The following is a 22,893-nucleotide window of genomic DNA, read 5'->3' on the forward strand; positions in this document are numbered from 1 at the left end:
CTACGTCCGAGATCGCATGACCGTCGAGGTCGCCCTCGGCGACGGCGACACGCACGAAATCGGCGACGTCGAACCGATCGCGTTCGACACCTCCCTCGAGGTGTTCATCGCTATGCCCGGACTCATGCCGATGAAAGCTGGAGCGCCGCCGAACGTTGGAGACCCGCCGTTTGACGGGGAGCCTGATTTCGATGACCTATTGAATGATCTTGGCGAGCAGGATCTTACTCTAGGCTATGATGGAGAGACGACTACATATAATGAAACTGGGCCACTCAAAAAGGAAGACTAAATCCACAATCTACCACCAATAGTTGAACGGTGGACCACTTTCTACACAACCGATTCTGTCGGTGTGCTCAGGCTGATTCAAAAGTGCCGACGACACTATAATTTCCTTCGATAGTGTAAACGAGTACATTCTCGAGAATCGCGTATCCTTGAACCGTCCCTCGAGCCATCTCTTGGTGCTCACGAACGTTGAACGACCAACGGGACTCTCCGGTTTTCGGGTTGAGGGCGTACAAATCCACATATCCATAGCCACGCCAAGTATAGAGCGTATCGTCGGATACGAACAACCGGCGTCCAGTCGGTCCAGGTGGAAGTTCGCTTGTATCCCATGACTGAGGTTCTTCACCTGTGTCTAGCTTCCTTGTAAGTACGGCACGTTGGTCGAAGACGCCTGCCGAATAGATGATATCATCTGCAATAGTTGGTGCTCGACCGGCAGCAACGGACCCGTCGCCGTCGTCATTATAGACGACGATCGTCTCTCCTTCGCCCGTTTCTCCATCGATCGCCAGCACGGTATCGAGTTCGTGCGTATAGACCATCCCGTCACGGACCATCAACTCTCGGCCGGTATCGACGTTCCCCGGCGGGGAATAGGTCCAGACTGCTTCGTCCTTCTCGACGTCAAAGGCTACAACTTCGTAATCGTGTCCGTTGTTTGTTTTGTGTGATACGTAGAGCGTCTCGTCGGCCCCGACTGCAATATGTTGCACTTCACTGATTGTTTCCTCCCAGATAATGGCTTCTGCATCGGAATCCACTGCATATAATTTTTCGTCGTTATGTACATAGACGGTGTTGTCAGCTACCCGAATGTGGCCTGGATTCCGTGAGTTGAAAGTGATCGACCAGAGTTCAGTTCCGCTAGTAGGATCTAATGCGTAGAGAGAATCTGTTAAGAAGTATACAATATTGTCGGTTACCGCCGGTGTCGTCGGAGGATATTCGACGTTTAGCGGTCCTTCTGGTTCCTCAGCATCCAGATCCCATTCGATCTCTCCAGTTTGTATATCGATTGCATATAATTTCGATCCTTCCGTCCCTACGTAGACTAATCCGTGGCCAACGACCGGTCCAGAGACGGCCACGCCATCGTCTGTCTCGAACGTCCACCTCTCCTCGAGCGGACCGTCGGGGCCGCTCCAGTCGTCGGTCACCATCCGATTGCCAGCAGTAAACCGCGACATCGGCCACGTAGCGCCGCTCAAACTTCCGAGACCCCCGTTTTCGGTTGTTTCGTCACCGTTGGTCTCTCGGGTCGAGTCAATATTATCGGAATCGTCAGTCGTCTCGTCGTCGCTTCCTGTACAGCCTGCAAGCGCCGCGGCGCCGACGGCCGTTCCGCAGGCGGCAAGCCACTGGCGACGCGTTTGGATCGGTCGTCCGCCCATTGTATGCGTTGCTATTCAAACATCTAGTAAATAAAAATATAGGGTAGGAAACTGGATTGCGAATCGGAAATTATCGAAAGCAACATCAACCAGTTACCCAGCGGCTGGGGTCGACGATGCGTCCCCCACGGTCGACGGTTCGCGTGACCGCCACGGCGTCGTCCATGTGGTGAAGATCCGCGTCGATGAACGGAGAGTCGCCTCGTTTCTCCGAGTACCAGCACGAGTGAAAGCCGTAAATTGCCCACAGACGACCTATAACGACAGTTCAGGGGTAGTGGTGGTACCGCCAACACTTTTGTACTCGTCTGTCGACGTCACTCACGACGATCAGGCGTGTCGAACAATACCACATCTCCGGCGGCAGTCGAACTCTGGATCCGGTCGTTCGCACCCACAAAAGCCGGTCCGACACAGGAGCGCGCGCTCGAGCGACTCGAGGACCTCGAGGGGAACATGTCGATCGAATCGGTGACCGTCGGCGTCTGGGGGAGAGAGGTGGAGGTCGATCGACCGACCAGCACAGCGTCGATTCCGCAACTTCGCCGGATCGAAACACGACTCGAAGCGTTTGAATCCTGGGCTACCCGCACTGATCGGTGTCTCGAGCCGTTCTTCCGGACGATGCAGATCGAGTCGCTACTCGCGGACGACTCCTACGACGTCTGGCGGCTTCCGACAGTCGCCCTCGCCGAGTTCGACGAGGACGACGAACTGCTCCACGTCGCCCCTTGTCGTGACGGTGAGCAGACGATCGACGTCGCCGACCGACTGGCGGTCCTTACCGACGAAACGGAGACCCCGACTCAGGCGGACGGCGACCGGGACCAGTGCGCCGGCGAATCGACGACCGGCCAACCCTCGAACCGAGCGGCCGACACCCGTCGCGACGAGCTCGAGCCACCGTTCTCTCGGCCCAACTGACGGGACGAACTGCGATCGATAGCGCCGACGGCGTCGCCTGACGTCTCGCGGGATGCATCGAGACGCCCCCTGTAGTCCGTAACTGATCGTGAGAGTCTATCTCAGGGTGCATAACGACTATGGCACAGAGTATCATACGTTCGGTATGGCAAGCACGTCAGCAACCATCGGCCACTCTCGCTGTCGAAACTGCGGATTCGAAGCGCCCGGCGGCGGTGACGATTGGCTTCGGATCGAGGTTCCGAAGCTGGGGCGGATGACACAGTGTCCGGAGTGTCACAGCACAGACGTGATCACGGCACGATAGCCGATACGCTCCGCTGATGCAGACAGACTCTTGGGCGCCTCGCACGTACGGTCGAATATGAATTCCGAACCGGACGACCTTCCCGCGAGCGACGACGAGTGGCGCGAGCAGCTAAGCGACGAGGAGTACCGCATCCTGCGAGAAGCGGGCACTGAACAACCGTTTAGCGGCGAGTACGTCGACCACGAAGAAGACGGAAGCTACGTCTGTGCCGGCTGTGGCGCCGAACTGTTCGACTCCGAGACGAAGTTCGAATCCGGTTGCGGCTGGCCCAGTTTCTACGACGTCGACGACGGTCACGTCGAGACGCGACTGGACACCAGCCACGGAATGCGACGCACCGAAGTCGTCTGTGCGAACTGCGGCGGCCACCTCGGTCACGTTTTCGAGGACGGTCCCGAGCCGACGGGCAAGCGGTACTGCATCAACTCTGTGGCCCTCGATTTCGACGAGTAATGCGCTTTTCCGCTCGAGTCATCGCGTCGGTCCCGTCGACCGGTCCCGTCGTTGGACCGCGTTCGAGGACCCCGCTCGAGGACCGACGCGACTGCAGGCACGAATCTTTTCGACGTTCCTGACACAGCAACGCGTATGTCCGACGAACGACCGACCGCCAAGGAGTTGCGGCAGGGAATCACCGTCGAAGTCGTTCAGGGCGATCAGGACGTGGAATCGACGGATACCGAGCCCGTCGTCGGTGAGGTCGCGACGGTCTACGGCGACGAACCGGAGGGGCCGGAGGTCGAACTGAAAAACGGCGTCGTCGGCCACGTGCAGTCGGTGCTCCACGACGAGTGAATCGCCGTCCGCTCCGTTTTGCCAGCTCGATAGCGCGACTCGCAGCCCGCCGGCGGCGACCTGCCGGCCAAACGGATTTCCGGAGCGTCGTCGATATCGACATATGGCCGACTCGAGTCGGAGTTACGTCGAACTCGTTCGCGACGTCACCGCGGTCGCCCGCGAGCGCCAGATCAGCGTCAAATCCGCGGGCCTGGCCTACCACGGGTTCAACACGCTGGTTCCGCTGGTTATCCTCGCGCTGGTCGCCATCACCCTCGTCGACGCCCTCGAGCCCCTGGTGGTCGCCCTCGAGTCGGCGACCGGACTCGAGGGGGCGGTGACCGACGGCGGTCTGGAGGAGGTTGCCGGCAGCGCCGGCGATCGGCTGCGGGCGGCGATTCTCGCGTTCCTGATCCTGCTGTGGAGTGCCGTTCGTCTGTTCCAGGCAGTCAACAGTGCGTTCACGGACGTATACGGCTCTCGAATGCAGGAGTCGTACGTGAACACAGCGGCGATGGTCACGCTCGTCACCGCGCTCGACGTGGTGCTCGTGACGCTGACGGTGGCGGTCGGAGTAGTGCTGGTCAGCGTCGTCGGGATCAGCCTCTCGGTGTTTCTCGGCGGTGTCGCGGCGACCGCCGCGACTGCGGCGCTCCTCGGGGCGCTGTTGACCGCGGTTTTCCTGCCGATGTACTACCTCTTTCCGCAGGTGGACGTCTCCGTCACCGAGGTGCTTCCCGGAACCGTATTCGCCGCGCTCTCGTGGACGACGCTGGCGGTCGGTTTCCGACTCTACGTCGCGACCTCGGAGAGCGTCGATCTGTTCGGTATCGCCGGCGCCGTGTTGATCATCCTGACGTGGGTCTACTTCGGCGGGCTCTGTCTCCTGCTCGGTGCGGTCTTGAACGCCGTGCTCGCGGACCGCGTCAACCCAGAAGACGGCTGGGTGCCGATGCGGGAGGTGTGGTCGAAGTATGCGGGCCTATTCGAGTAGTCAGCTTACTGCCAGTATACGATCGAGGGAGTTATTGTTCGTTCGCGTGACCGTCCGCCGAGATCATCCCCGCTCCGGTCGGCAATCGCGAACACCCTGTGTCACGCCGGAACGGCCGTAGTGATCGGGCTCTCGCTGCCTGGGTAACGGTTCTGGTGACCGGAGTACTTCTCGAGGCCGCGGTTCGCGCTGGCTCGCGCTCGTCAGGTTTCTGCCGGTGATCGGCGGTCCGGCGCGCTTTCTGCTCGTCGGTCTCGCTGGTGCGTCCGTCCGCTATCGGGGTTCAACCGCGTTCCTCGACGGATATCGACGCGTCGAGGAGTGAGACGGTGGTCTCGGACGCCCCCTACCGCTTCCTCTCGCCGCGCTCCGAAACGCCGAATAGATCGTCTGCGCTCGCGTTTCGCCGATTCCGTCGATTCGCTCGAGGTCGGCTGGACGCGCCTCGAGACCGACCCGGGCGGGAGTCGGCGACTCGACGGATCCTCGACGTGTTTTCGACCCAGCCGAACGGCGTAGTCGACGAGGTGCGTCTGACCGGTACTGGGGACCACGGGCACCTCGTGGCGGGCGGTGATCGAGGCCATCGAACCGCGGACGGTCTCGAGCACGCCTGCGGGCTCCCGGTCGTCGACGGTGACGGCGACCGCATAGCCGCGGGTAGGGTCTCGAGGGAGGCACGGATATCGGTTCGCGTGTCATGCCACGGCGTCTCAGTGACGGTGTCTCCCGTCTTGCCGGTGTGGCCCGACAGACGGGGGCTCCAGCAGACGAGACGAAGCGATGGGTTCTATCCCCGGGAGCCCCAATGGGCATCGAATGGATTCCGAACGGACTTTCGACGATACTCGGGTGCTCGTCGTCGAGCGCGCGAGCGATCCGTCGGATCGGGCGTCGCGAAACGAGCGGACACTGACTGCGGGACGCCTCGAGGGCGATTCCGAAACCGTCGACGTCGACCGCGTCGCGGGGCTGTCCGGAGCTCTCGAGGCGCTCGCGGAGCGAGCCGTCGACTGCGTGGTAACAGCCCAGCGACTCGCCGACGGCAGCGGTCTGGAACTCGTCGAACGGATCCGCGATCGCGATCCCGATCTACCGATCGTCCTCGCCCCGTTCGACGGCGACGAGACACTCGCCGGCGACGCGGTCGCCGCCGGCGCCACGGAGTACGTGCCGACCACCCACTCGGAGGCGGAACTCACCGATGCAATCCGGCGGGCCGTCGAACGCGGACGCGATCGCCGCGAGCGTCGACGGCGGGCTCGACAGTTCGGCGCAGTCTTCGACGACGCCGAGAGGTACGCGTGGGTTCTCGAGCCGGACGGCCGCGTTCGTCGGGCCAACGGACCTGCACTCGAGGCGATCGATGCGACCGAGGCCGACGTCCGCGGCGACCCGTTTCCCGACCAGCCGTGGTGGCGCTGTGCCGAATCGGGAATCGAACAGCTCCGACACGCGATCGATCGGGCGGCCAACGGAACCGTCGTTCACCGTGAAATCGCCGTTAGGGGTACGACCGACGGGGGCGACGAGCCCGACGAGCCGCGAACCCTCGAGGTGGCGATCCGGCCGGTACGCGACGAGTCGGGCGCCGTCGTCTCCCTGCTCGCGCGCGCGACGGACGTCACCGACCGGGTTCGACTCGAGCGAGACCTCCGCGAATCGGAGGAGCTCCACCGGGTGACGCTGAGCAACATGACGGATACGGTCCTTATTACGAACGACGTAGGCGAGTTCACCTACGTTTGCCCGAACGTCCACTTCATCTTCGGCTACACGGACGCGGAGATCAGCGAGATGGGGACGATCGACGAGCTGCTTGGGCCCGACCTCTTCGACCGCGAGGAACTCGAGGAGCGGGGCGTGTTGACCAACATCGAGTGTACGGCGACCGACCGTGCGGGGCGAGAGCACACGCTGCTGGTCAACGTCCGCGAAGTCTCGATCCAGGGTGGGACGATCCTCTATAGCTGTCGCGACGTGACGAAGCGAAAGCGCCGCGAAGAGACGTTGACGGCGCTGCACCGAACGACGCGCGAGTTGCTCTACGCCGAGACCGACCGGGAGATCGCCGATATCGTCGTCGAGGACGCCACCGACGTGCTCGATCTCGAGGCGAGCGCCGCGTACCTCTTCGACACCGACGAGAACGTCCTCGAGCCGGTCGCCGCGTCGTCGGGGATGCGCCGGCTTCACGGCCCGCTTTCGCGGGAGCGAGCCACCGAGGACAGCGTTTCCGGCGGCGTCTTCGTCGGCGGTGACGCTCGGTTCTTCGCCGACGTGACCGACGCGGACGCGTGGTCGACGCCGACGACTGATATGAAGGGGGCCGGTTTCGTACCGCTTGGCGACCACGGCGTGCTCATCGTCGGCTCCTCCGAGACCGACGCCTTCGACGAGGTCGACCGCGAGCTGGCTGATCTCCTGGCGGCGACCGCTGAGGCGGCCCTCGACCGGGTCGAACGCGAACGAAGCCTCCGCGAGCGCGACCGCGAGCTCAAACGTCAGAACCGAAAGCTCAGTCGTCTCAACCGAATCAACGAGATCATCCGCGAGATCGACACCGCGCTGGTGGGCGCCGAAACTCGCGAGGAGATCGAAGCGGCCGTCTGCGAGCGACTCACGTCCGCCGACCGGTTCGCATTCGCCTGGATCGGGACGACCGACGCCGCCGGCGAGCGCCTCGAGCCGACCTCTCACGGCGGCGCGGGCCGCGGTCGAGACTACCTCGATAGCGTTTCGTTCTCGCTGGCCGACGCGGTCGAACCCGCGGCGCGGACGGCGGCCGACCGCGAGGTGACCGTCGTCTCGAACGTCGTCGATCGACTCCGCGACGAGTCGTGGCGCTCGGAGGCGCTCTCGCGGGAGTATCAGTCCGTCGCCGGCGTGCCGCTCGCCTACGACGAGTTCACCTACGGCGTGTTGACCGTCTACGCCGACGAACCCGACGCGTTCGACGAGGTGACCCGAACCGTCCTCACCGAACTGGGCGAAACGATCGCCTCCGCGATCGCCGCCGTCGAACGGAAACAGGCGTTGCTGACCGACTCGCGGACCCGACTCGAGTTCGACGTCGACGACGACGGGTTCGTCTTCTCGCGGCTCGCCGAACGAGCCGACTGCGCGATCTCGTTCGACGGCGGCGTTCGCCTGCGCGAAGGCGGTGCCGCGGTGTTCGCGACCGTCGAGGACGCGTCGCCGTCCGCCATTGTCGACGCGGCGGCCGATCTCGTCACCGTCGACGCGGTGCAGGTGATCGGTGGCGACGAGTTCGCGGCGGACGTCGACGACAACGGCGACGGGACGACGACGGGAACCGTCCTCCTCGAGCTTTCGCCGCCGTTTCTGGCGTTGCAACTGGCCGATCACGGCGTCGTCCTCCGCAGCGTCGAAGCGACGCCGACGGAGACGCGCGTCGTCGTGGACGTGCCGCCGGCCGTCGACTCGCGTGGCAGCGTCGACGTCGTCTCGAATGCGTTCTCCGCGGTCGATCTCCTGGCGAAGCGAACCGTCGATCGGACGACGGCGCGGGACCTCCGGACCGAACTGCTCGATCGGCTCACCGACCGCCAGCTCGAGGTCGTCCAGCTCGCGTACTACGGCGGCTACTTCGCCTCGCCTCGGGAGCAGTCCGGCGAGGACGTCGCCGGCGCGCTCGGGATCTCACCGGCGGCGTTCTACCGACACGTCCGGACGGTTCAGCGCAAGCTCTTTACGATCCTCTTCGACGAGCTCGGTGTCCCGGCAAGTACTGCTCGAGTAGTTGAATAGTGAACCCCTTGAAGATCGGGGGGGCTAGTTATCTGACGGACACTCCTATCTTAATATCCTTATTATTCCTAAATGGAGTAGACACCACCAATCACTATGAGGGACGTCCAGCTCACCCCCGGCGAGGAATCGATGTACGAGTGTTTCAACTGCGGGACCGTCGTCTGTGCAGCGACGCCGACGCGCTGTCCCGACTGTGGTGCAGACATGCGAAATCGCGGTACACCGATCGAATAATCCACTTTCCTGAATTCTATGGCATCGAACTCGCAGTCGACAGCATCCGACGAAGCGCACCGAACGGACCGAGCAGCCGACGCCGGTTCCGAACGCGAATCGACCGCCGACCACGAATCCGAGACCGCCCTCGAGACCGCGCGCCGCCAACTCGAGCGCGCCGCGACCCACGTCGACGTCGACGAGGCCGCCATCGAACGGCTGAAACATCCGGCGAAGGTCCACGAGGTGACCGTCCCGCTGCAGCGCGACGACGGCTCCGTCGACGTCTTCACCGGCTACCGCGCCCAGCACGACAGCGTTCGCGGGCCGTACAAGGGCGGGCTGCGCTACCATCCCGGCGTCACCCGCGACGAGTGCGTCGGACTGTCGATGTGGATGACCTGGAAGTGCGCCGTGATGGACCTCCCCTTCGGCGGCGCCAAGGGCGGCATCGTCGTCGACCCCAAGTCCCTGAGCGAGGACGAGACCGAGCGGCTCACGCGCCGGTTCACCCAGGAACTGCGCCACGCCATCGGTCCGACGAAGGACATCCCCGCGCCCGACATGGGCACCGATCCGGAGACGATGGCCTGGATCATGGACGCCTACTCGATGCAGGAAGGCGAGACCATCCCCGGCGTCGTCACGGGCAAGCCCCCCGTTATCGGCGGCTCCTACGGCCGCGAGGAAGCCCCCGGCCGCAGCGTCGCCATCGTCACGCGCGAGACGTGCGACTACTACGACTACCCGCTCTCCGAGACGACGGTCGCCGTCCAGGGCTTCGGTAGCGTCGGCGCCAGCGCCGCCCGCCTGCTCTCGAAGTGGGGCGCGACGGTCGTCGCCGTCTCGGACGTCAACGGTGGAATCTACGACCCCGACGGCATCGACGTTGCGTCGATCCCGTCCCACGACGAAGAGCCCGAGGCGGTCACGCAGTACGCCGCGGAGACCGACGTGACGCAGATTCCGAACGCCGACCTGCTCGAACTGGACGTCGACGTCCTCGTTCCGGCCGCGGTCGGCAACGTCATCACCGCGGACAACGCCGACGCGATCGGCGCCGACATCGTCATCGAAGGCGCGAACGGGCCGACGACGTTCGCCGCCGATACGATCCTCGAGGAACGCGGCGTCCACGTCGTCCCGGACATCCTCGCCAACGCCGGCGGCGTCACCGTCAGCTACTTCGAGTGGCTCCAGGACATCAACCGCCGCAAGTGGTCCCTCGAGCGCGTCCACGACGAACTCGAGTCGGAGATGGTCCGCGCGTGGACCGAACTCCGTGACGAGGTCGAGGCCCGCGACGTGAGCTGGCGCGACGCGGCCTACGTCGTCGCGCTGTCGCGAGTCGCCGACGCCCACGAAGCCCGCGGACTGTGGCCCTGACGTTCGGGTCGCGACTCCCTGCTACCACCCCCGTTCTCACTCGCTGCCGCCGGAATCATCGTCGGACGAGCGGCCTCGAGTCGCGGCGCAGGCCGCCGTTTCAAGGTCGTGGCGACCGTTACCTGAGAGCATGGCCTCGCCCGGATCGATCACCCTCGTGCCCAGCGTTCACTTCTCGCCGACCCACCGCCGTCGCGTCCGTCAGACGATCCGCGACCAGGAGCCGGACGTCGTCGCCGTCGAACTCGACGAACGCCGGTACGAACGCCTCGAGGGCGACCGTCGATCCGATCCCGACCTGCCGCCGGTGATAGCCGTCGCGTGCGGCGTGTTACGGACGATTCAACGCTCGATCGTCCGCCTTTACGGGCTCGATCCAAGCCAGACCGACATGGAGACGGCCGTCGAAACCGCCGGCGAACGCGGGATCGACGTCGCGCTCATCGACGATCCGATCGCGGAGACTCTCGAGGCGCTCGGCTCCCGCGTCGGTCCCGAACTGCTCCCGAAACTGGTCTCTCGCGCCCAGCGGCTCGATCCGGACCAGCAAGCGCGGCAGTTAGAACAGCTGTCGCGTTCCGTCGAGGAGATCACCAGCGGCGAGGACGTCCAGCCCGCGATCGAGCAGCTACGACTGCTGGTTCCCGAACTGACCGAGGTGATGATCGATCGCCGCGATCGGTCGATGGCCGCCCGGCTCCACGCGCTCCGTCGCGAGGGGTACGACGTCGTCGCCGTCGTCGGCGCCGGTCACCACCTCGGAATCGAAGACCGACTCGCGCAACTGGAGTCCGCGACGGACGAGGAGTCGCTCGAGTCGGAGACCGGCGAGTCGGAGGGAGAGCCAGAGCCGGAGTCGGAATCGGTGACCGTCCCGATCCGCTCGCCGTCCCGGGACGTTACGCGGATCCCGATCGAGTGATCGGGAGCGGAGCAGGGATCCGTCCCGTGCCGTGCCGTGCCGTTTCGTCCCGTCTCGAGTCTTTTCGAGTCTTCCGTTGACCGTATCACCGATCCAGATACGCGACCGCCTCCTCGTCGGTCACCTGCCCGAAGTCGCGATAGAACTGTCCGACCGCTCGGAACGACTCGGGCGCCTGAAGGGCGATCACGTCGTCGGCCTCCGACTCGAGGGCCGCGAGGCTCTGCGGTGAGCCGACGGGGACGGCGAGCGCGACGTATGCGGCGCCGTCGGCGCGAACCTGTCGAAGGCAGGCCCGCGCCGTCGCGCCCGTCGCGACTCCGTCGTCGACGACGATCACGCGTTTCCCCGCGAGGTCCGGACGGCCGGGCGTCTCGCGGTAGCGGTCGGCCTTTTCGGCGGCGTTTTCCGCCTCTTTTTCGCGAACGTCCTCGAGGTAGCTCTCGGAGACGCCGAGTCGATCGATCAAGTCGTCGTTGTACCAGGCGCTGCCGTCGCTCGCGACGGCCCCGAGCGCCAGTTCGGGATTCTCCGGCGCGCCCATCTTTCGGGCGACCACCACGTCGAGGGTGGTATCCAGCGCGTCTGCAACCGGCCGTGCGACGGGTAACGCTCCGCGGGGAATCCCCGCGACGAGATCGGCCTCGAGGCCGCGAGACTCGAGGTCGGCGGCGAGGCGCTCGCCGGCGTCGGTTCTGTCGTCGAACATCGTCCTGTCCCGAGCTACGGCGGCCAGCCACTATGGTTTGTCGTGGCACACGACGGGCGAGGTCGTTCGTCGGGTGGCGTCACTGGTGACGTACTCCGTTTCTCGAGGTCGACGCGCCGAGAGATCGTACGGCGTTCCGTCTCAAACGACGTCCAGCGCGTCTCGGTCCGCCCCCGCGAGTTCGACGAGCGCGTCGGCCTCGAGCAGGTGACACTCGCCCGGAATAACGAGCAGGTGCAGCGGCTCGCCGAACTCCCGCTCGGCGAGGTCGGTCATCGTTCCGGCCGCGACGAGCGGGTCCGGACTGCCCGCGCGGGCGACGACGACGCCGACGAGGTCGGGGTACTCCTCGGCCAGGAGCTCGGCGCCGACGTCGGCGGTCATGTACTCGTCGTCCTCGGTTCGCTCGTGGCCGACCTTGTCGTCAGAACGCTTTGCGTTCTGACTGCTGGTTGGACCTTGTCCAACCTTGATGTCGAGGTAGACGACGGTGTGCAGGCCCTCCTCGCGGTTCGCGTCGATCGTCTCCGTCACGCTCGCCGGGAGTCCCTCCGCGCCGTGGGCGTAGGGAAACGGCAGCGTCGTCGCTTTCCCGAACCGATAGTTCTGGAGGCCGGTCAGCGAACTGGTCGCCGTCTGCGCCGTGACGCCGTGGATCACCCGCGTCTCGATGCCGCGGTCGTGGGCCCGAAGGCGGAGGTCCACGTGGGTCGTCGAGATCATCGTATCGCCCGCGGTCAGGAAGGCCACGTCCTCGCTCTCGGCGGCCTCGAGAATCTCCTCGGGATGCTGTTCGACGCCCGCGCGGTCGCGAACCTCGATATCGACGTCGTGGTGGGCCTCGAGGTCGGAGACGGACGTGCCGATCAGTTTGCTGGTGTAGAACTCGGCGTAGGCGCGGTCGGCGCTTCTGAGCGCCGCCTGGCCCTCGACGGTGATCGAGCGCTCGTCGTAGAGTCCGAGACCGATGAACGTGAGCATGGGGGTGATAGTTCGAGACGGCGTTATAAGGTTTCGAGTCGGCAGCCACCGCATCCACGGGCCCCGTCGGTCCCGTCTCTTGATACTGACGCTCCGATGCCGGTACCGAACCAGTCGAACTACTGGTGAAATAATTAGCCTAGTCTAACTCTTCGGCTCGGTATAGGAAATTTATTTAGTCACTTAGTCGAAGTCTCTATCGATGGATCTCAGTCCGGTCGCGGAGGACTATCTCAAAGCGATTTACTATCTCGAGACCGAAAACGGCCGTCCCGTTCGAACGAGCGATATCAGCGAGGCGCTCGACGTAACGTCGCCGACAGTTACGAGTATGCTCGACACGCTCGACGAGCGTGAACTCGCTAACTACACGCCCTACCAGGGCGTCGAATTAACCGATCGTGGGAGGGAAGTCGTCCTCCAACTCGTGCGGAACCACCGGTTGCTGGAGACGTTTCTGATGGAGTACCTCGACTACTCGTGGTCTGCCGTTCACGACGAAGCCGACCGCCTCGAGCATCACGTCAGCGACGAATTTACGCGTCGGCTCGCGGCGTTTCTCGGCGAACCGGCGACGGATCCCCACGGCGACCCGATTCCGGACGCAGACTTGCGGATGCCCGACGAGTCGCCGTACACCCCACTTACCGAGTTCGAACCCGATGATCGCGTGACCGTCGAGCAGGTCCCACACCGCGATCCCGACGTTCGCGAGTACCTCTCGAGACACCGCATCGGTCCGGGAACGCGACTCGTCGTCGAGGAAGTGTCGCCTATCGATCTGGTGACCGTCGTTCCGTCGTCGACGGGCGCTTCCGTCGCGTTACCGACCCACGTCGCACGGCGTATCGGCGCTCGAGCCGTAACAAAGTAGCAATACGGACTGTCACGTAGTATAAATCTCTTGGCCCACTACGGCCCCATCGATTTAGACTAGGCTAATATTTCTATTTTGTTCGGAAAATACTTGTACTAGTTGGCGGAAAGTGGCGGTGATGACAACGCAGCCGAACGGACGTACTGACGCACTATCACGCAGAGATTTCGCGCTCTTGAGTGGGGGCTCACTCCTCGCGGGACTGGCCGGCTGTCTCGGCGGCGACGACGATCCGGAACTCGACGTCGACGAGAACACCGTCATTGCATCGATGCCGGCGCTCTGGGATTTCACCCGGCAGATCGCGGGGGAAGACGACGACACGCTCGAATCGTTCGACATCGTCCCCGTCGGTGAACACGGTCACGACTGGAACCCCGAGCCGGCGACGGTCGAAGACATCGATCACGCTGGTGGGTTCGTCTACATGCGGGACTTCGCTTCCTGGCAGGACGACGCGGCCGAACAGCTCGAAGCGGACGGTGAGACGACCGTGATCGATGCCTCCGAAGGAATCGAGTTCTTCGACAGTCCCGCCGAAGACAACGACGAACACTGGTGGATGGATCCCGTCTACTGTCAGGACGGCGTCGACAACATCGCCGACGGACTCGCCGACATGGATCCCGACAACGAAGACTACTACCGGGACAACGCGGCGGCGTTCAACGAGGAACTCGAGGAACTCCACGAGGACATGCAGGACGTCGTCGACCGAGCGACGCTCGATACGATCGTCGTCGCGACGCACGACTCCTTCCAGTGGTGGAACCAACAGTACGGTATCCAGGTGGAGTCACCCGTCGGGACGTCGCCGGACGACTCGGCGAGTCCGGACGAGGTCGAGGAGGTCGAAGCGCTCATGCACGAACGGGATATCGACCACGTCCTCTACGACGTCGGCGAACCGGCGAGGCTCGCCGAGTCGCTGGCCGAGGAGACGGACGCCGAGTTCTTACCGCTCACGCCGGTCGAAACCCAGATCGACGGAGCGCCGGAGCTCGACACGGGAATCACGATGGAACCGGACTGGGGATACACGGATCACTTCTACGAGATCAACCTTCCGTCGCTCGAGACGGCCCTCAAGGCCGAGTGATCTACCGCCGACCGAGAGCGTACAGCTGAAATAAAATACCCTACTGAGACAAAAATCACACAACAATGTCTGCTATAGCCGCCGAAAACGTCAGCTTCGCGTACAGCGATCGACCAATACTGAGAGACGTCTCCATGTCGATCGAAGAGGGAGAGTTTCTGGGGTTGGTCGGCCCGAACGGATCGGGCAAGACGACCCTGCTAGAGATCATGCTCGGCTTACGATCGCCGGACTCCGGCCGCGTCGAGTTGTTCGGTACACCCGTCGAGGCGTTTACCGAGGGCACGCGATTGGGATACGTCTCCCAGCACTCGACGGACGCCGACTCGATGATGCCGGTCACCGTCCGTGAGGTCGTCGAGATGGGGCGATACCCACACGCCGGTCTCAGACGGCTTACGGCGGAAGATCACGCCATCATCGACGAGGCGATCGCGGACGTCGGGATGGAACCGTTCGTCGATCGACGGATAAGCGACCTGTCGGGCGGGCAGCGCCAGCGAGCGTACATTGCCCGCGCGCTGGCGTCGGAGGCCGACCTGCTCGCACTCGACGAGCCGACCGTCGGCGTCGACGCCGACGTCGTCGATCAGTTTTACGACCTCCTCACCGAACTCAACGAGGACGGTATCACGATCGTCCTGATCGAACACGACATCACTACCGTCAGCGAGTACGCTGATACGATGGCCTGTCTGGACGGTGAGCTGTACGAACACAGCGAAACGGAGACGTTCCTCGAGAGCGGCGCGTTAGAGCAGGCGTTTAGCTCGGCCAGGGCCGTCAGCTCGAGACAGGTCGCAGGGGGTGATTGACGATGGCGGTCGAGCAGGGCCGGCAGCGCCGGGGCCTCGGGCTTTTAGCGGTCGGAATCCCGCTAACGTTGCTCGCGTTCGGCGTGTTCATCGTCTGGATCTTCCCGCCGCTGTTCGAGCTGTTCTGGGGCGGCATGGAAACGCTGTTCGACGGGCACTGGCTGGTCACGAGTTCGTTCATCCGCCACGGATTCACCGCGGGCGTGCTCATCGGCTTTACGGCACCGGTCGTCGGCGCGTACCTCGTCAATCGCCAGATGGCACTCATCGGTGAAGCCCTCGCACATACGGCGTTCGGTGGCGTCGCGATCGGACTGTTCGTCGGCGCATCCATCCCGGCGCTTAACTACCCACTCGCGTGGGCGATGGTCGTTGCAGCCATCTCTGCACTGGGAATGCAGTACATCGCCGTGAAAACCGACGGGTACGCAGACATTCCCATCGCGATTATGCTCACCGGCGGGTTCGCCGTGGGGATCGCGGTAATCTCCTACGGCGTCGTCTTCAGTGCGACCGTCGAGAGCTACCTGTTCGGCGATATCCTGTTCGTTCCGTTCGAGAACGTCCAGCTGATGGTCGGCCTCGCGTTACTCGTCGGTCTCACCATCGGATTGACCCACAAACAGCTCAAGTTCATCACGTTCGACCGTGAGGCGGCACGGCTGGCACGGATCAACGTCTGGTTCTACGACACGCTGTTGATCGTCCTGACGGCGCTGGTCGTCGTCGCGGCGATGCAGATCCTCGGTGCGATTCTGGTGGCCGGAATGCTCGTCATTCCGGTCGCTGCGGCGATGCAAGTCACCAGTAGCTTCAACCGCTCGCTCGTCGTCTCGATCGCTTTTGGCCAGATCGCCGTTCTCGGCGGTATCCTCGTCTCGTACGATCTCGGCGTCGCGACCGGCCCGATGATCATTATCACCGCCATTCTCATCTACCTCGGCACGCTTGTTGCCGGGCGCAGCCAGTCGTAACTGAGCGGTCTCGGTTCGGTTAACTCGACGAACTAGCCGTGCCGCGTCTCGGGAATTCTCGGTCGGTTGACTGCTGACCATATGTCGTGGATAAAAGAATTAGACTAATCTAAAACAAATATTTTCTAACCCTAGTTTTAATAGGTAGTTCGGCGTAGCAACGACTGCACTCCGGAAAGCCGGAGTGTGGAATCGACTCGTGTTCCGGTCCCGGAACACTGCAGTGCCAGGTGATGCTCCTGTGTGACCGGGAGCGCGTGGTCAGTCACGCTCTCGTCTGACAGCAGCGCAATCCCCGCTGTCATCTCGTTGCCAACGGATCGTCGTGGTCGACGATACCGACACCCCAACCGACGGTGCTGTCCAACGGCCACCCCGCGAGGTCGCCGTTCAGTGAGGTTCCACGAACCGTTTCGATCGGTCCGTTATCGCTTCCCCTCTCCCGTACAAACGGTGACGACGCTGTTTCTGTTCCCGTTGCTCACCACAACCGATCGTCAACTCGTGCTGTCCGGCAGCATCAGAAACCGATGTGCGACGTCGATGCCGGGCCGTCGCCCCCGTCCCCGCCGTCGGTGTCGTTGTCAGCGATTCCGCCGTCGCCGACGAACGTCAAATCGTCGTCGGTGAGGACGACCCGGCCGTCGCCGTGGACCGTGAGTTCGACCGACGGCAACGTCGTGTCTTCGGCCTCGCCGTTGTCGCAGTAGCCCGAACACGAGTCGAACATCGAGCCGTGTCTGGGACAGATAATCCGACCCTCCCGCATCGGAACGCCGCGGCCGGTGTCGAATCGCTGGGATTCGTGGGTACAGCGGTTGATCCACGCTTCGACGCCGTCCTCACAGGGGACGAGAATCACCTCCTCGCAGTCGCCGTACTGATCGCGGACCGTAACCAGCCACGACCCCTCCTCGTGGACCGTTTCGACGGTCGTGAGTTCCGTCATACCGACTCGGTTCGTGGGGGATCCCCAAAACGGTTCACGTCGCTTTGAGTGTCCGCAACGTCGGTAGATCGACGAGTCGAGCGACCGAGGAGCGAACGACGATCGCTCGAGCGCCGCGAAACGTCACCGTTACGGCGCCCGAACGGCTGCCTTCGGGTATGACAGTCCCGTGCGTCCGCGCGCCGCGCGAGGAGGGCGAGGCCACGCGCCAGGAACTCGCGGACGCGGACCTGATCGACGACGCGTACGAACTCACGGTTGACGAGGGGGAACTCTACATCCCCGTCACCGATCCCGACGCCGTTCCGGCGGACCTCGAGGTCGTTTCCCGACCGGTCGACGAGCGAGAGACCCAGACCACGCCCGCCGACGTGCTCGGCTTCGAACCCTCCTACGAACGCCTCGGGCGCGCGGCGTTGCTCGACGAAGACGACGACGAGCGCGCCCGCGAGATCGCCGACGCGATCGTCGCGTCGGATCTCCCCCTCGAGACGGTCCTGAACAAGGCCTCGAAGGTGAAAGGCGAGACGCGAGTTCGCGACTGGGACCTGCTCGTCGGGGAGAGCACCGAAGTCGTCCACCGCGAGTACGGCTGCGAGTTCGCGCTCGACCTCGCGGCGGTGTACTTCTCGCCCCGGCTGGCGACCGAGCGCAATCGGGTCGCCGAGCAGGTCGTCGAGGACGAGCGCGCGCTCGATATGTTCGCCGGCGTCGGCCCGTTCGTGATCCCCTTCGCGAAACGCGGCGCGGACTGCGTCGGCGTCGACGTCAACGAGACCGCGATCGAGTACTTACGCGAGAACGCGCGACGAAACGGCGTCGCGGATCGAGTTACGGCAATCCGTGCTGACGTCACCGAGATCGATGACGAGTACGCGAACTGGGCCGACCGCCTCGTGATGAATCTCCCCCACAGCGCCGACGCGTTCCTCGAGACGACCGTCGAGTTGGCCGGCGACGACTGTACGATTCACTACTACGACATCCAGCACGAGGACGACCCCTTCGGGCCGGGCGAGCGCGCGATTCGCGAGGCGGCCGAACCCGAGTACGACGTTTCCGTGGAGACTGAACGCATCGTTCGCTCCTATGCGCCACACGAGCTGAACGTCTGTCTTGACGTTCGACTCGAGCGCTGACTCGAGTGGCACGCGAACGACTCCCACGAGCGAAACGATTCGCAATCCTTATGGCTGGTATCGGCCCTACGAATGAGTAGACGCGTCGCACCGATGCGACCGTGTGCCGGTGTAGCTCAGACTGGCAGAGCGAATCCTTCGTAAGGATTAGGTCGAGGGTTCAAATCCCTCCACCGGCTCTTTCTGCGACAAACGGACGTGAGGAGCAAAAGAGCGACTGGAAGGATTTGAACGAGACCACGAGCGAGCGTTGCGAGCGAAGTGGGCGTAGTTCACAATCCACTCCTCCGGCTTTCTTCCGACGAACAACCTCGCGAGCCGGAAGACCGTTTTGGAGGAATTTGAATCAGAGAGCAACTTCGCTGCGACCGTGATTCACAGTCCTCTATGGCTCTTTCTGCGACGACCAATTCCTACGAACTGGACGTCTGCTCTGGAGGCGATCCGTAGAACGGACTGTTACCACAAACTCTTTGGAGTGCATGACTCGCCTCGAGATCGAGCCATTCGAGAATCGAAGCGTCTCGTGATCACGGAAACCGTCGGTCGCCGGACGACTCCGAGGTAGTCACCCCCATCGTCCCATAAAATACGAAATTCAGCCATTTGGAATAGTGCCGACCTCGGTCCGGGTCTATTCGATTTCGAGAGACCACTCGCCGTCTGCTTCGACGTCGAGCCAACAGATACCCGAGTAGTCTGCCAACGTTTCACCCTCGTACTCGCCGATCTCGTTGAAGACCATTTCGCCCGAGAACACGTCGGTATCGCCCTCGTCGAAGATGTGGACCTGGAAGTTCTCCTCACCGTCGTGCTCTCCAGAGACCGTCATCGAACCATCGAGTTCAACTGGACCGACAACGTCCGGCCCCGAACCTGCTGCTTCGACCGGCAGAGTACGAATTTCTTCGTCCGGTGCAAGCGGCTGTCCGACCGTAAGCTCCCACTCTGCTGGAGCGGTGACGTCGAATAGATACTCTCCGTTCGAAGTCGGTACTGCACCCGCACTCAGACCTCCTTCGAGTGAGTTAACGAGGAGTTCGTCAGATTCTCCCTCGAGGGTGACCTGATAATTCTCGAATCCACCGTCATCGAAATCGGCTACGACGACCGTCAGCGCACTCTCAAGAGTGACCTCGTCCGTCACCGAATCACCGCTACCGGAGAACGTCTCAGTTCCGGGATCAAATAGTGGGTCGTCGTCGAGCGTTTCTATAAGTGAGCGCAGTTCACCAGCGTCCGATCGCTCCGGTCCGCCTTCCCCGGTTTCGTTTTCTCCGTTCCCGTTCTCATCACCGTTACTGCTGTCATCCCCATTCTCGCTCCCGTCATCGGCGTCGTTGTCATCGTTATCCCCATCGCCAGCGCAACCGGCGAGGGCACTCGACACTGTTACCCCACTCGCAAGAAGCAGTTGTCTCCGATTCACATCAATAGGTTGCCACATGGTGTAATAAAAGTGACGTCTATCGGTCGGCTGTCGTCTACCGTTCGCCGATGAGTGCTCGAGACACACGATCACAGTCGACAGCCGATTGTGTATTTCCAAACGTGATCGGCGAGAGTGAAGTCGGTCCGATTAAGCTGGCGCGAAATAACGGTCAGCAAACGCTGTCTCACTTACTCGAGGGCCGTTTCGTACTCGTACTCGATCGGCGTCTCCTCTCGAGCGGCCTCCGGATCGATATCGCTGTACGTGATCTCGCGACAGTCCCACTCATTCGTGGGCCACCGGTGGCTCACCACGGTATCGCCGTCTGGACCGTGTACTTCGACGTGTGTGATGATCGCAGCTCCCTCTGGTGGATCGAACTCGTCGAGATGAGCGTTGACGTTGATATCGACCGGAAGATCGAAACCGGTGACCGTGAGGATATCGTCGAGGACGTCCAGCCACGTCTCGCTGCTGTCACCGTAGCGCGGATACATGACGTGGACGTCGATCCGATCGACTCGAGTCGAGTCGCCGTCGACGAGGACGCGCGAACAATCGTGCATCGTCACTTCGACCCCGCCGTCCTCGAGCGTTCGCGGACGGTCGTAGTCGGTCGGATCTCGGTCCTGCGCTGAAACGGTTGCACCGACGAATCCGACGCCACTCGTCGCGCCGACGGCTGCCAGTACACTTCGTCGGGTGCGGAGTCTGTCTCTACTCATGTGTGTACCCCCACATGACACTGTATATAATCCACAGGGCCGCCGCGCGACGATCAGCCGTCGTATCGGTTCGCGGGCACCCACCTCGAGCCTGCATCCGGTCGAACTGGCGTGTGAGTCCGCCGTCGCGTTGATCACATCGTTTGGACGCCCTGAGACGTACCGCGACGCTGCTGATCACGTGAATACCAAACTAGTTTGGAGATAGTATCTTGCCTGACGCTCACCTTGCTCGAGACACGGGCGGACGGATCGATTCGATCCGATCGACCCGACACGAGCGATCGCGCCTGCGGTCTCTCGTGGACATCATCCACTTCCACTTCCGACCGTTTTCGACCGATAGCCAGAACTGCGTGCGCCAGGATATGAACGTTCTGGATACTCTCAATATTTGATAATAGTCCGGATAGCAGAGACGTCTTCTCGGATTCGAGAGTAATTCGGGGGCTCACACCACCAACTGATATACATGACTAATTACGGGGACTGCGGCCCGTCTGTGGCATTTGTGTACACGACTCAGCTAGGTTTATACGTCGCTTCGTTGCTCTCACCTATGGATGATGTCCACGAGCGAACAACAGTTGTCACTACCGGACGATCTCACTGCGCCGCAAACGAAACTCGTCTACGTTACCCTCCAATCGGTCGGCGAAGCGACGGCCTCCGACCTGCAGGATCTCCTCGGATTATCGAAGCTCTCACTCATGCCAGTGTTGACGTCGCTCGTCGCGAACGACTATATCGTTCGAACGGAGGATGGCTATGCCTGCTACTAATCGCACGACACCGGCCGTCGACCTCGAGTCGGAGGCGACGCTTCGGATCGACTGTTACGTCCGCCAGTCGGTGCCCACGGCGCTCACCGACACGATTAACGACATCATCGATCGGCTGGGACGACTGCAGGACGCCGGAGAAATCCACGACTACGATATCACGTACTGGCCGCCGGAGTGCCACGCGGTCGACGTGACCGACGACACGCGCCCGCAGACGCGCGACGAACTCGTGACCGCGTTCGAGCGCTGGGCGGTACAACAGGGCCACTCGCTCGAGCCGGCGTTCCGGCGGCGGGAGATTCCGGCCTCGTCGTTCGGCGTCGGACCGGACGAACCGCGCGAACGGGTGCGCGTCCCGGTCGTGACGCTGGCGGTTCGAGAGGTCGATCCCGACGCCGACGCCGATACTGATGCCGACGCCGACGAGCCGACGCTTGAATCGCTTCGCGGTGTTGTTCCGTACACGGAGCAGTCACACGCGACGGAGTCGCGGACGTACACCGTCGACGAGTGGCTACGGATCGTCGAACCGAACGAGGACGGCGCCGCGTCGCGTGCGACACCTCACGAGCAGCCGATGGCGCTGGAGGGTCACCAATGAGCGTCGAGACGACCGAGCGACCGGACGAACTGGAGTTGCCGTCCCGCCAGCCACTTGCCGGCCGAACGTGTCTGGTGACCGGCTCCTCGCGCGGTATCGGGCGGGGGATCGCCCGCGAACTCGGTCGCCACGGCGCGACCGTGATCATCAACTATCGGTCGTCGGAGGCGGACGCCCACGCGGTCGCCGACGCGATCACCGAGTCAGACACCGAGGGGACGGGCCACCCGGTCCAGGCCGACGTCACCGACCGCGATGCGGTCGACGCGATGGCCGACGCGATCGACCAGTCGTTCGGCCCGATCGACGTCCTCGTCAACAACGCGGGGATCACGTCCGACTGTACGTTCGCGAAGATGACCGAGGAAGACTGGCACCGCGTCTTCGACGTCTCGCTCCACGGGACGTTCAACTGCACGAAGGCGTTCTACGACGACCTCGAGCGCGCCGACGACGGCCGGATCGTCAACATCTCGAGCGTGATCGGCAAGCAGGGTAACGTCGGACAGGCCAACTACGCGGCGGCCAAGAGCGGACTCTTCGGGTTCACCCGTTCGCTCGCCCTCGAGTTGGCCGGGACGGGCACGACGGCAAACTGCATCGCGCCCGGCTTTACGCGGACGGAGATGGTCGAGGCGGTTCCGGACCACATTCAGGACGATCTGCGTTCGGATATTCCGCTCGAGCGGTTCGCGACGGTCGAGGAGATCGCCGGTCTCGTCCGCTACCTCGCGAGCGCGGAGTCCGGCTACATCACCGGCGAGGTCATCGACGCCAACGGCGGCATCGATCTCTAACCGCCGGTCGAATCACGACGGT

Annotated in this window: 23 protein-coding genes and 1 tRNA gene; 18 read left to right on the forward strand and 6 right to left on the reverse strand. The window is 63.1% G+C overall.

Annotation, left to right across the window (positions count from 1 at the left end; translation table 11 throughout):
• Positions 1 to 292 (forward strand): hypothetical protein (locus C493_RS16215; protein WP_007260558.1); only part of this gene is annotated, 292 nt, incomplete at its 5' end.
• Positions 293 to 359: 67 nt separating this feature from the next.
• Here C493_RS16215 and C493_RS16220 read toward each other — a convergent pair.
• Positions 360 to 1,685, reverse strand: a complete 1,326-nt coding sequence (locus tag C493_RS16220; RefSeq protein ID WP_049889424.1) for a PQQ-binding-like beta-propeller repeat protein — start codon at positions 1,683 to 1,685, stop codon at positions 360 to 362.
• A 336-nt stretch (positions 1,686 to 2,021) separates the two neighbouring features.
• Between C493_RS16220 and C493_RS16225 the strand changes: the two genes are divergently transcribed.
• The 9 genes from C493_RS16225 (at position 2,022) to C493_RS16260 (ending at position 10,988) form a co-directional block, all read left to right on the forward strand.
• Positions 2,022 to 2,609: an HTH domain-containing protein gene (locus C493_RS16225; protein ID WP_007260560.1), complete on the forward strand. Its 588-nt coding sequence runs from the start codon at positions 2,022 to 2,024 to the stop codon at positions 2,607 to 2,609.
• Between the two features lie 145 nt (positions 2,610 to 2,754).
• Positions 2,755 to 2,916, forward strand: coding sequence for a hypothetical protein (locus tag C493_RS23500; RefSeq protein WP_162832295.1), 162 nt, complete (start codon positions 2,755 to 2,757; stop codon positions 2,914 to 2,916).
• A gap of 57 nt (positions 2,917 to 2,973) precedes the next feature.
• On the forward strand, positions 2,974 to 3,372 hold the full coding sequence (gene msrB, locus C493_RS16230) for a peptide-methionine (R)-S-oxide reductase MsrB (RefSeq protein ID WP_007260561.1): 399 nt from the start codon (positions 2,974 to 2,976) through the stop codon (positions 3,370 to 3,372).
• Between the two features lie 135 nt (positions 3,373 to 3,507).
• Positions 3,508 to 3,714: a DUF2196 domain-containing protein gene (locus C493_RS16235; RefSeq protein ID WP_007260562.1), complete on the forward strand. Its 207-nt coding sequence runs from the start codon at positions 3,508 to 3,510 to the stop codon at positions 3,712 to 3,714.
• Between the two features lie 103 nt (positions 3,715 to 3,817).
• Positions 3,818 to 4,690 carry a YihY/virulence factor BrkB family protein gene (locus C493_RS16240; protein WP_007260563.1) on the forward strand — a complete coding sequence of 291 codons (873 nt, stop codon included), beginning with the start codon at positions 3,818 to 3,820 and terminating at the stop codon, positions 4,688 to 4,690.
• Between the two features lie 819 nt (positions 4,691 to 5,509).
• A complete protein-coding gene (locus C493_RS16250) occupies positions 5,510 to 8,461 on the forward strand; it encodes a bacterio-opsin activator domain-containing protein (protein WP_007260565.1) in 2,952 nt (983 codons plus the stop codon).
• Positions 8,462 to 8,557: 96 nt separating this feature from the next.
• Positions 8,558 to 8,698, forward strand: coding sequence for a rubrerythrin-like domain-containing protein (locus C493_RS22790; RefSeq protein ID WP_007260566.1), 141 nt, complete (start codon positions 8,558 to 8,560; stop codon positions 8,696 to 8,698).
• A gap of 18 nt (positions 8,699 to 8,716) precedes the next feature.
• Positions 8,717 to 10,066, forward strand: coding sequence for a glutamate dehydrogenase GdhB (gdhB, locus tag C493_RS16255; protein WP_007260567.1), 1,350 nt, complete (start codon positions 8,717 to 8,719; stop codon positions 10,064 to 10,066).
• Between the two features lie 130 nt (positions 10,067 to 10,196).
• Positions 10,197 to 10,988 carry a TraB domain-containing protein gene (locus C493_RS16260; protein WP_007260568.1) on the forward strand — a complete coding sequence of 264 codons (792 nt, stop codon included), beginning with the start codon at positions 10,197 to 10,199 and terminating at the stop codon, positions 10,986 to 10,988.
• 85 nt (positions 10,989 to 11,073) lie between these two features.
• Here the strand turns inward: C493_RS16260 and C493_RS16265 are convergent, their stop codons facing one another.
• Both C493_RS16265 and dph5 read right to left on the reverse strand, forming a co-directional pair.
• Positions 11,074 to 11,697, reverse strand: a complete 624-nt coding sequence (locus C493_RS16265; protein WP_007260569.1) for a phosphoribosyltransferase — start codon at positions 11,695 to 11,697, stop codon at positions 11,074 to 11,076.
• 141 nt (positions 11,698 to 11,838) lie between these two features.
• Positions 11,839 to 12,678, reverse strand: a complete 840-nt coding sequence (dph5, locus tag C493_RS16270; protein ID WP_007260570.1) for a diphthine synthase — start codon at positions 12,676 to 12,678, stop codon at positions 11,839 to 11,841.
• A gap of 202 nt (positions 12,679 to 12,880) precedes the next feature.
• Between dph5 and C493_RS16275 the strand changes: the two genes are divergently transcribed.
• The 4 genes from C493_RS16275 (at position 12,881) to C493_RS16290 (ending at position 16,443) form a co-directional block, all read left to right on the forward strand.
• The gene (locus C493_RS16275; protein ID WP_007260571.1) at positions 12,881 to 13,552 is read left to right on the forward strand and encodes a metal-dependent transcriptional regulator; all 672 of its coding nucleotides are present in this window, start codon (positions 12,881 to 12,883) and stop codon (positions 13,550 to 13,552) included.
• Between the two features lie 178 nt (positions 13,553 to 13,730).
• Complete coding sequence (locus tag C493_RS16280; RefSeq protein WP_007260572.1) at positions 13,731 to 14,654, forward strand: metal ABC transporter substrate-binding protein; 924 nt, start codon at positions 13,731 to 13,733, stop codon at positions 14,652 to 14,654.
• Between the two features lie 65 nt (positions 14,655 to 14,719).
• Positions 14,720 to 15,469 carry a metal ABC transporter ATP-binding protein gene (locus tag C493_RS16285; RefSeq protein WP_049889425.1) on the forward strand — a complete coding sequence of 250 codons (750 nt, stop codon included), beginning with the start codon at positions 14,720 to 14,722 and terminating at the stop codon, positions 15,467 to 15,469.
• Positions 15,470 to 15,471: 2 nt separating this feature from the next.
• Positions 15,472 to 16,443 (forward strand): metal ABC transporter permease, encoded by a 972-nt coding sequence (locus C493_RS16290; protein WP_049889426.1) that lies wholly within the window; start codon positions 15,472 to 15,474, stop codon positions 16,441 to 16,443.
• Between the two features lie 520 nt (positions 16,444 to 16,963).
• Here the strand turns inward: C493_RS16290 and C493_RS16295 are convergent.
• The gene (locus tag C493_RS16295) at positions 16,964 to 17,392 is read right to left on the reverse strand and encodes a Rieske (2Fe-2S) protein (protein WP_007260575.1); all 429 of its coding nucleotides are present in this window, start codon (positions 17,390 to 17,392) and stop codon (positions 16,964 to 16,966) included.
• A gap of 158 nt (positions 17,393 to 17,550) precedes the next feature.
• Here C493_RS16295 and C493_RS16300 point away from each other — a divergent pair, with 158 nt between their 5' ends.
• Both C493_RS16300 and C493_RS16305 read left to right on the forward strand, forming a co-directional pair.
• Positions 17,551 to 18,531 carry a class I SAM-dependent methyltransferase gene (locus C493_RS16300; protein ID WP_007260576.1) on the forward strand — a complete coding sequence of 327 codons (981 nt, stop codon included), beginning with the start codon at positions 17,551 to 17,553 and terminating at the stop codon, positions 18,529 to 18,531.
• 105 nt (positions 18,532 to 18,636) lie between these two features.
• Positions 18,637 to 18,710, forward strand: a tRNA-Thr gene (locus C493_RS16305).
• A 455-nt stretch (positions 18,711 to 19,165) separates the two neighbouring features.
• Here C493_RS16305 and C493_RS16310 read toward each other — a convergent pair.
• Together C493_RS16310 and C493_RS16315 are read right to left on the reverse strand one after the other, a co-directional pair.
• Positions 19,166 to 19,978, reverse strand: coding sequence for a hypothetical protein (locus C493_RS16310; protein ID WP_049889427.1), 813 nt, complete (start codon positions 19,976 to 19,978; stop codon positions 19,166 to 19,168).
• Between the two features lie 173 nt (positions 19,979 to 20,151).
• Entirely contained in the window at positions 20,152 to 20,688 is a 537-nt protein-coding gene (locus tag C493_RS16315; RefSeq protein ID WP_007260578.1) for a hypothetical protein, read from the reverse strand.
• A 768-nt stretch (positions 20,689 to 21,456) separates the two neighbouring features.
• Between C493_RS16315 and C493_RS16325 the strand changes: the two genes are divergently transcribed.
• Both C493_RS16325 and C493_RS16330 read left to right on the forward strand, forming a co-directional pair.
• Positions 21,457 to 22,074: an HTH domain-containing protein gene (locus C493_RS16325; RefSeq protein WP_007260580.1), complete on the forward strand. Its 618-nt coding sequence runs from the start codon at positions 21,457 to 21,459 to the stop codon at positions 22,072 to 22,074.
• Positions 22,071 to 22,871, forward strand: a complete 801-nt coding sequence (locus C493_RS16330) for a beta-ketoacyl-ACP reductase (RefSeq protein WP_007260581.1) — start codon at positions 22,071 to 22,073, stop codon at positions 22,869 to 22,871. The genes C493_RS16325 and C493_RS16330 overlap by 4 nt, the downstream gene beginning before the upstream one ends.
• The last annotated feature ends 22 nt before the right edge of the window (positions 22,872 to 22,893 follow it).

The sequence above is a fragment of the Natronolimnohabitans innermongolicus JCM 12255 genome (genome assembly GCF_000337215.1).
In the GTDB taxonomy this organism is placed as follows: Archaea; Halobacteriota; Halobacteria; order Halobacteriales; family Natrialbaceae; genus Natronolimnohabitans; species Natronolimnohabitans innermongolicus.

What these genes read in the sequence shown, in the direction of transcription:
- C493_RS16260 (WP_007260568.1), top strand. Translation starts at nt 10,197, where the DNA reads ATGGCCTCGCCCGGATCGATCACCCTCGTGCCCAGCGTTCACTTCTCG.
- C493_RS16265 (WP_007260569.1), bottom strand. Translation starts at nt 11,697, where the DNA reads ATGTTCGACGACAGAACCGACGCCGGCGAGCGCCTCGCCGCCGACCTC.
- C493_RS16325 (WP_007260580.1), top strand. Translation starts at nt 21,457, where the DNA reads ATGCCTGCTACTAATCGCACGACACCGGCCGTCGACCTCGAGTCGGAG.
- C493_RS16290 (WP_049889426.1), top strand. Translation starts at nt 15,472, where the DNA reads ATGGCGGTCGAGCAGGGCCGGCAGCGCCGGGGCCTCGGGCTTTTAGCG.
- C493_RS16295 (WP_007260575.1), bottom strand. Translation starts at nt 17,392, where the DNA reads ATGACGGAACTCACGACCGTCGAAACGGTCCACGAGGAGGGGTCGTGG.
- C493_RS16285 (WP_049889425.1), top strand. Translation starts at nt 14,720, where the DNA reads ATGTCTGCTATAGCCGCCGAAAACGTCAGCTTCGCGTACAGCGATCGA.
- C493_RS16235 (WP_007260562.1), top strand. Translation starts at nt 3,508, where the DNA reads ATGTCCGACGAACGACCGACCGCCAAGGAGTTGCGGCAGGGAATCACC.
- dph5 (WP_007260570.1), bottom strand. Translation starts at nt 12,678, where the DNA reads ATGCTCACGTTCATCGGTCTCGGACTCTACGACGAGCGCTCGATCACC.
- gdhB (WP_007260567.1), top strand. Translation starts at nt 8,717, where the DNA reads ATGGCATCGAACTCGCAGTCGACAGCATCCGACGAAGCGCACCGAACG.
- C493_RS16240 (WP_007260563.1), top strand. Translation starts at nt 3,818, where the DNA reads ATGGCCGACTCGAGTCGGAGTTACGTCGAACTCGTTCGCGACGTCACC.
- C493_RS16310 (WP_049889427.1), bottom strand. Translation starts at nt 19,978, where the DNA reads ATGTGGCAACCTATTGATGTGAATCGGAGACAACTGCTTCTTGCGAGT.
- C493_RS16220 (WP_049889424.1), bottom strand. Translation starts at nt 1,685, where the DNA reads ATGGGCGGACGACCGATCCAAACGCGTCGCCAGTGGCTTGCCGCCTGC.
- C493_RS16330 (WP_007260581.1), top strand. Translation starts at nt 22,071, where the DNA reads ATGAGCGTCGAGACGACCGAGCGACCGGACGAACTGGAGTTGCCGTCC.
- C493_RS16275 (WP_007260571.1), top strand. Translation starts at nt 12,881, where the DNA reads ATGGATCTCAGTCCGGTCGCGGAGGACTATCTCAAAGCGATTTACTAT.
- C493_RS16300 (WP_007260576.1), top strand. Translation starts at nt 17,551, where the DNA reads ATGACAGTCCCGTGCGTCCGCGCGCCGCGCGAGGAGGGCGAGGCCACG.
- msrB (WP_007260561.1), top strand. Translation starts at nt 2,974, where the DNA reads ATGAATTCCGAACCGGACGACCTTCCCGCGAGCGACGACGAGTGGCGC.
- C493_RS22790 (WP_007260566.1), top strand. Translation starts at nt 8,558, where the DNA reads ATGAGGGACGTCCAGCTCACCCCCGGCGAGGAATCGATGTACGAGTGT.
- C493_RS16315 (WP_007260578.1), bottom strand. Translation starts at nt 20,688, where the DNA reads ATGAGTAGAGACAGACTCCGCACCCGACGAAGTGTACTGGCAGCCGTC.
- C493_RS23500 (WP_162832295.1), top strand. Translation starts at nt 2,755, where the DNA reads ATGGCAAGCACGTCAGCAACCATCGGCCACTCTCGCTGTCGAAACTGC.
- C493_RS16250 (WP_007260565.1), top strand. Translation starts at nt 5,510, where the DNA reads ATGGATTCCGAACGGACTTTCGACGATACTCGGGTGCTCGTCGTCGAG.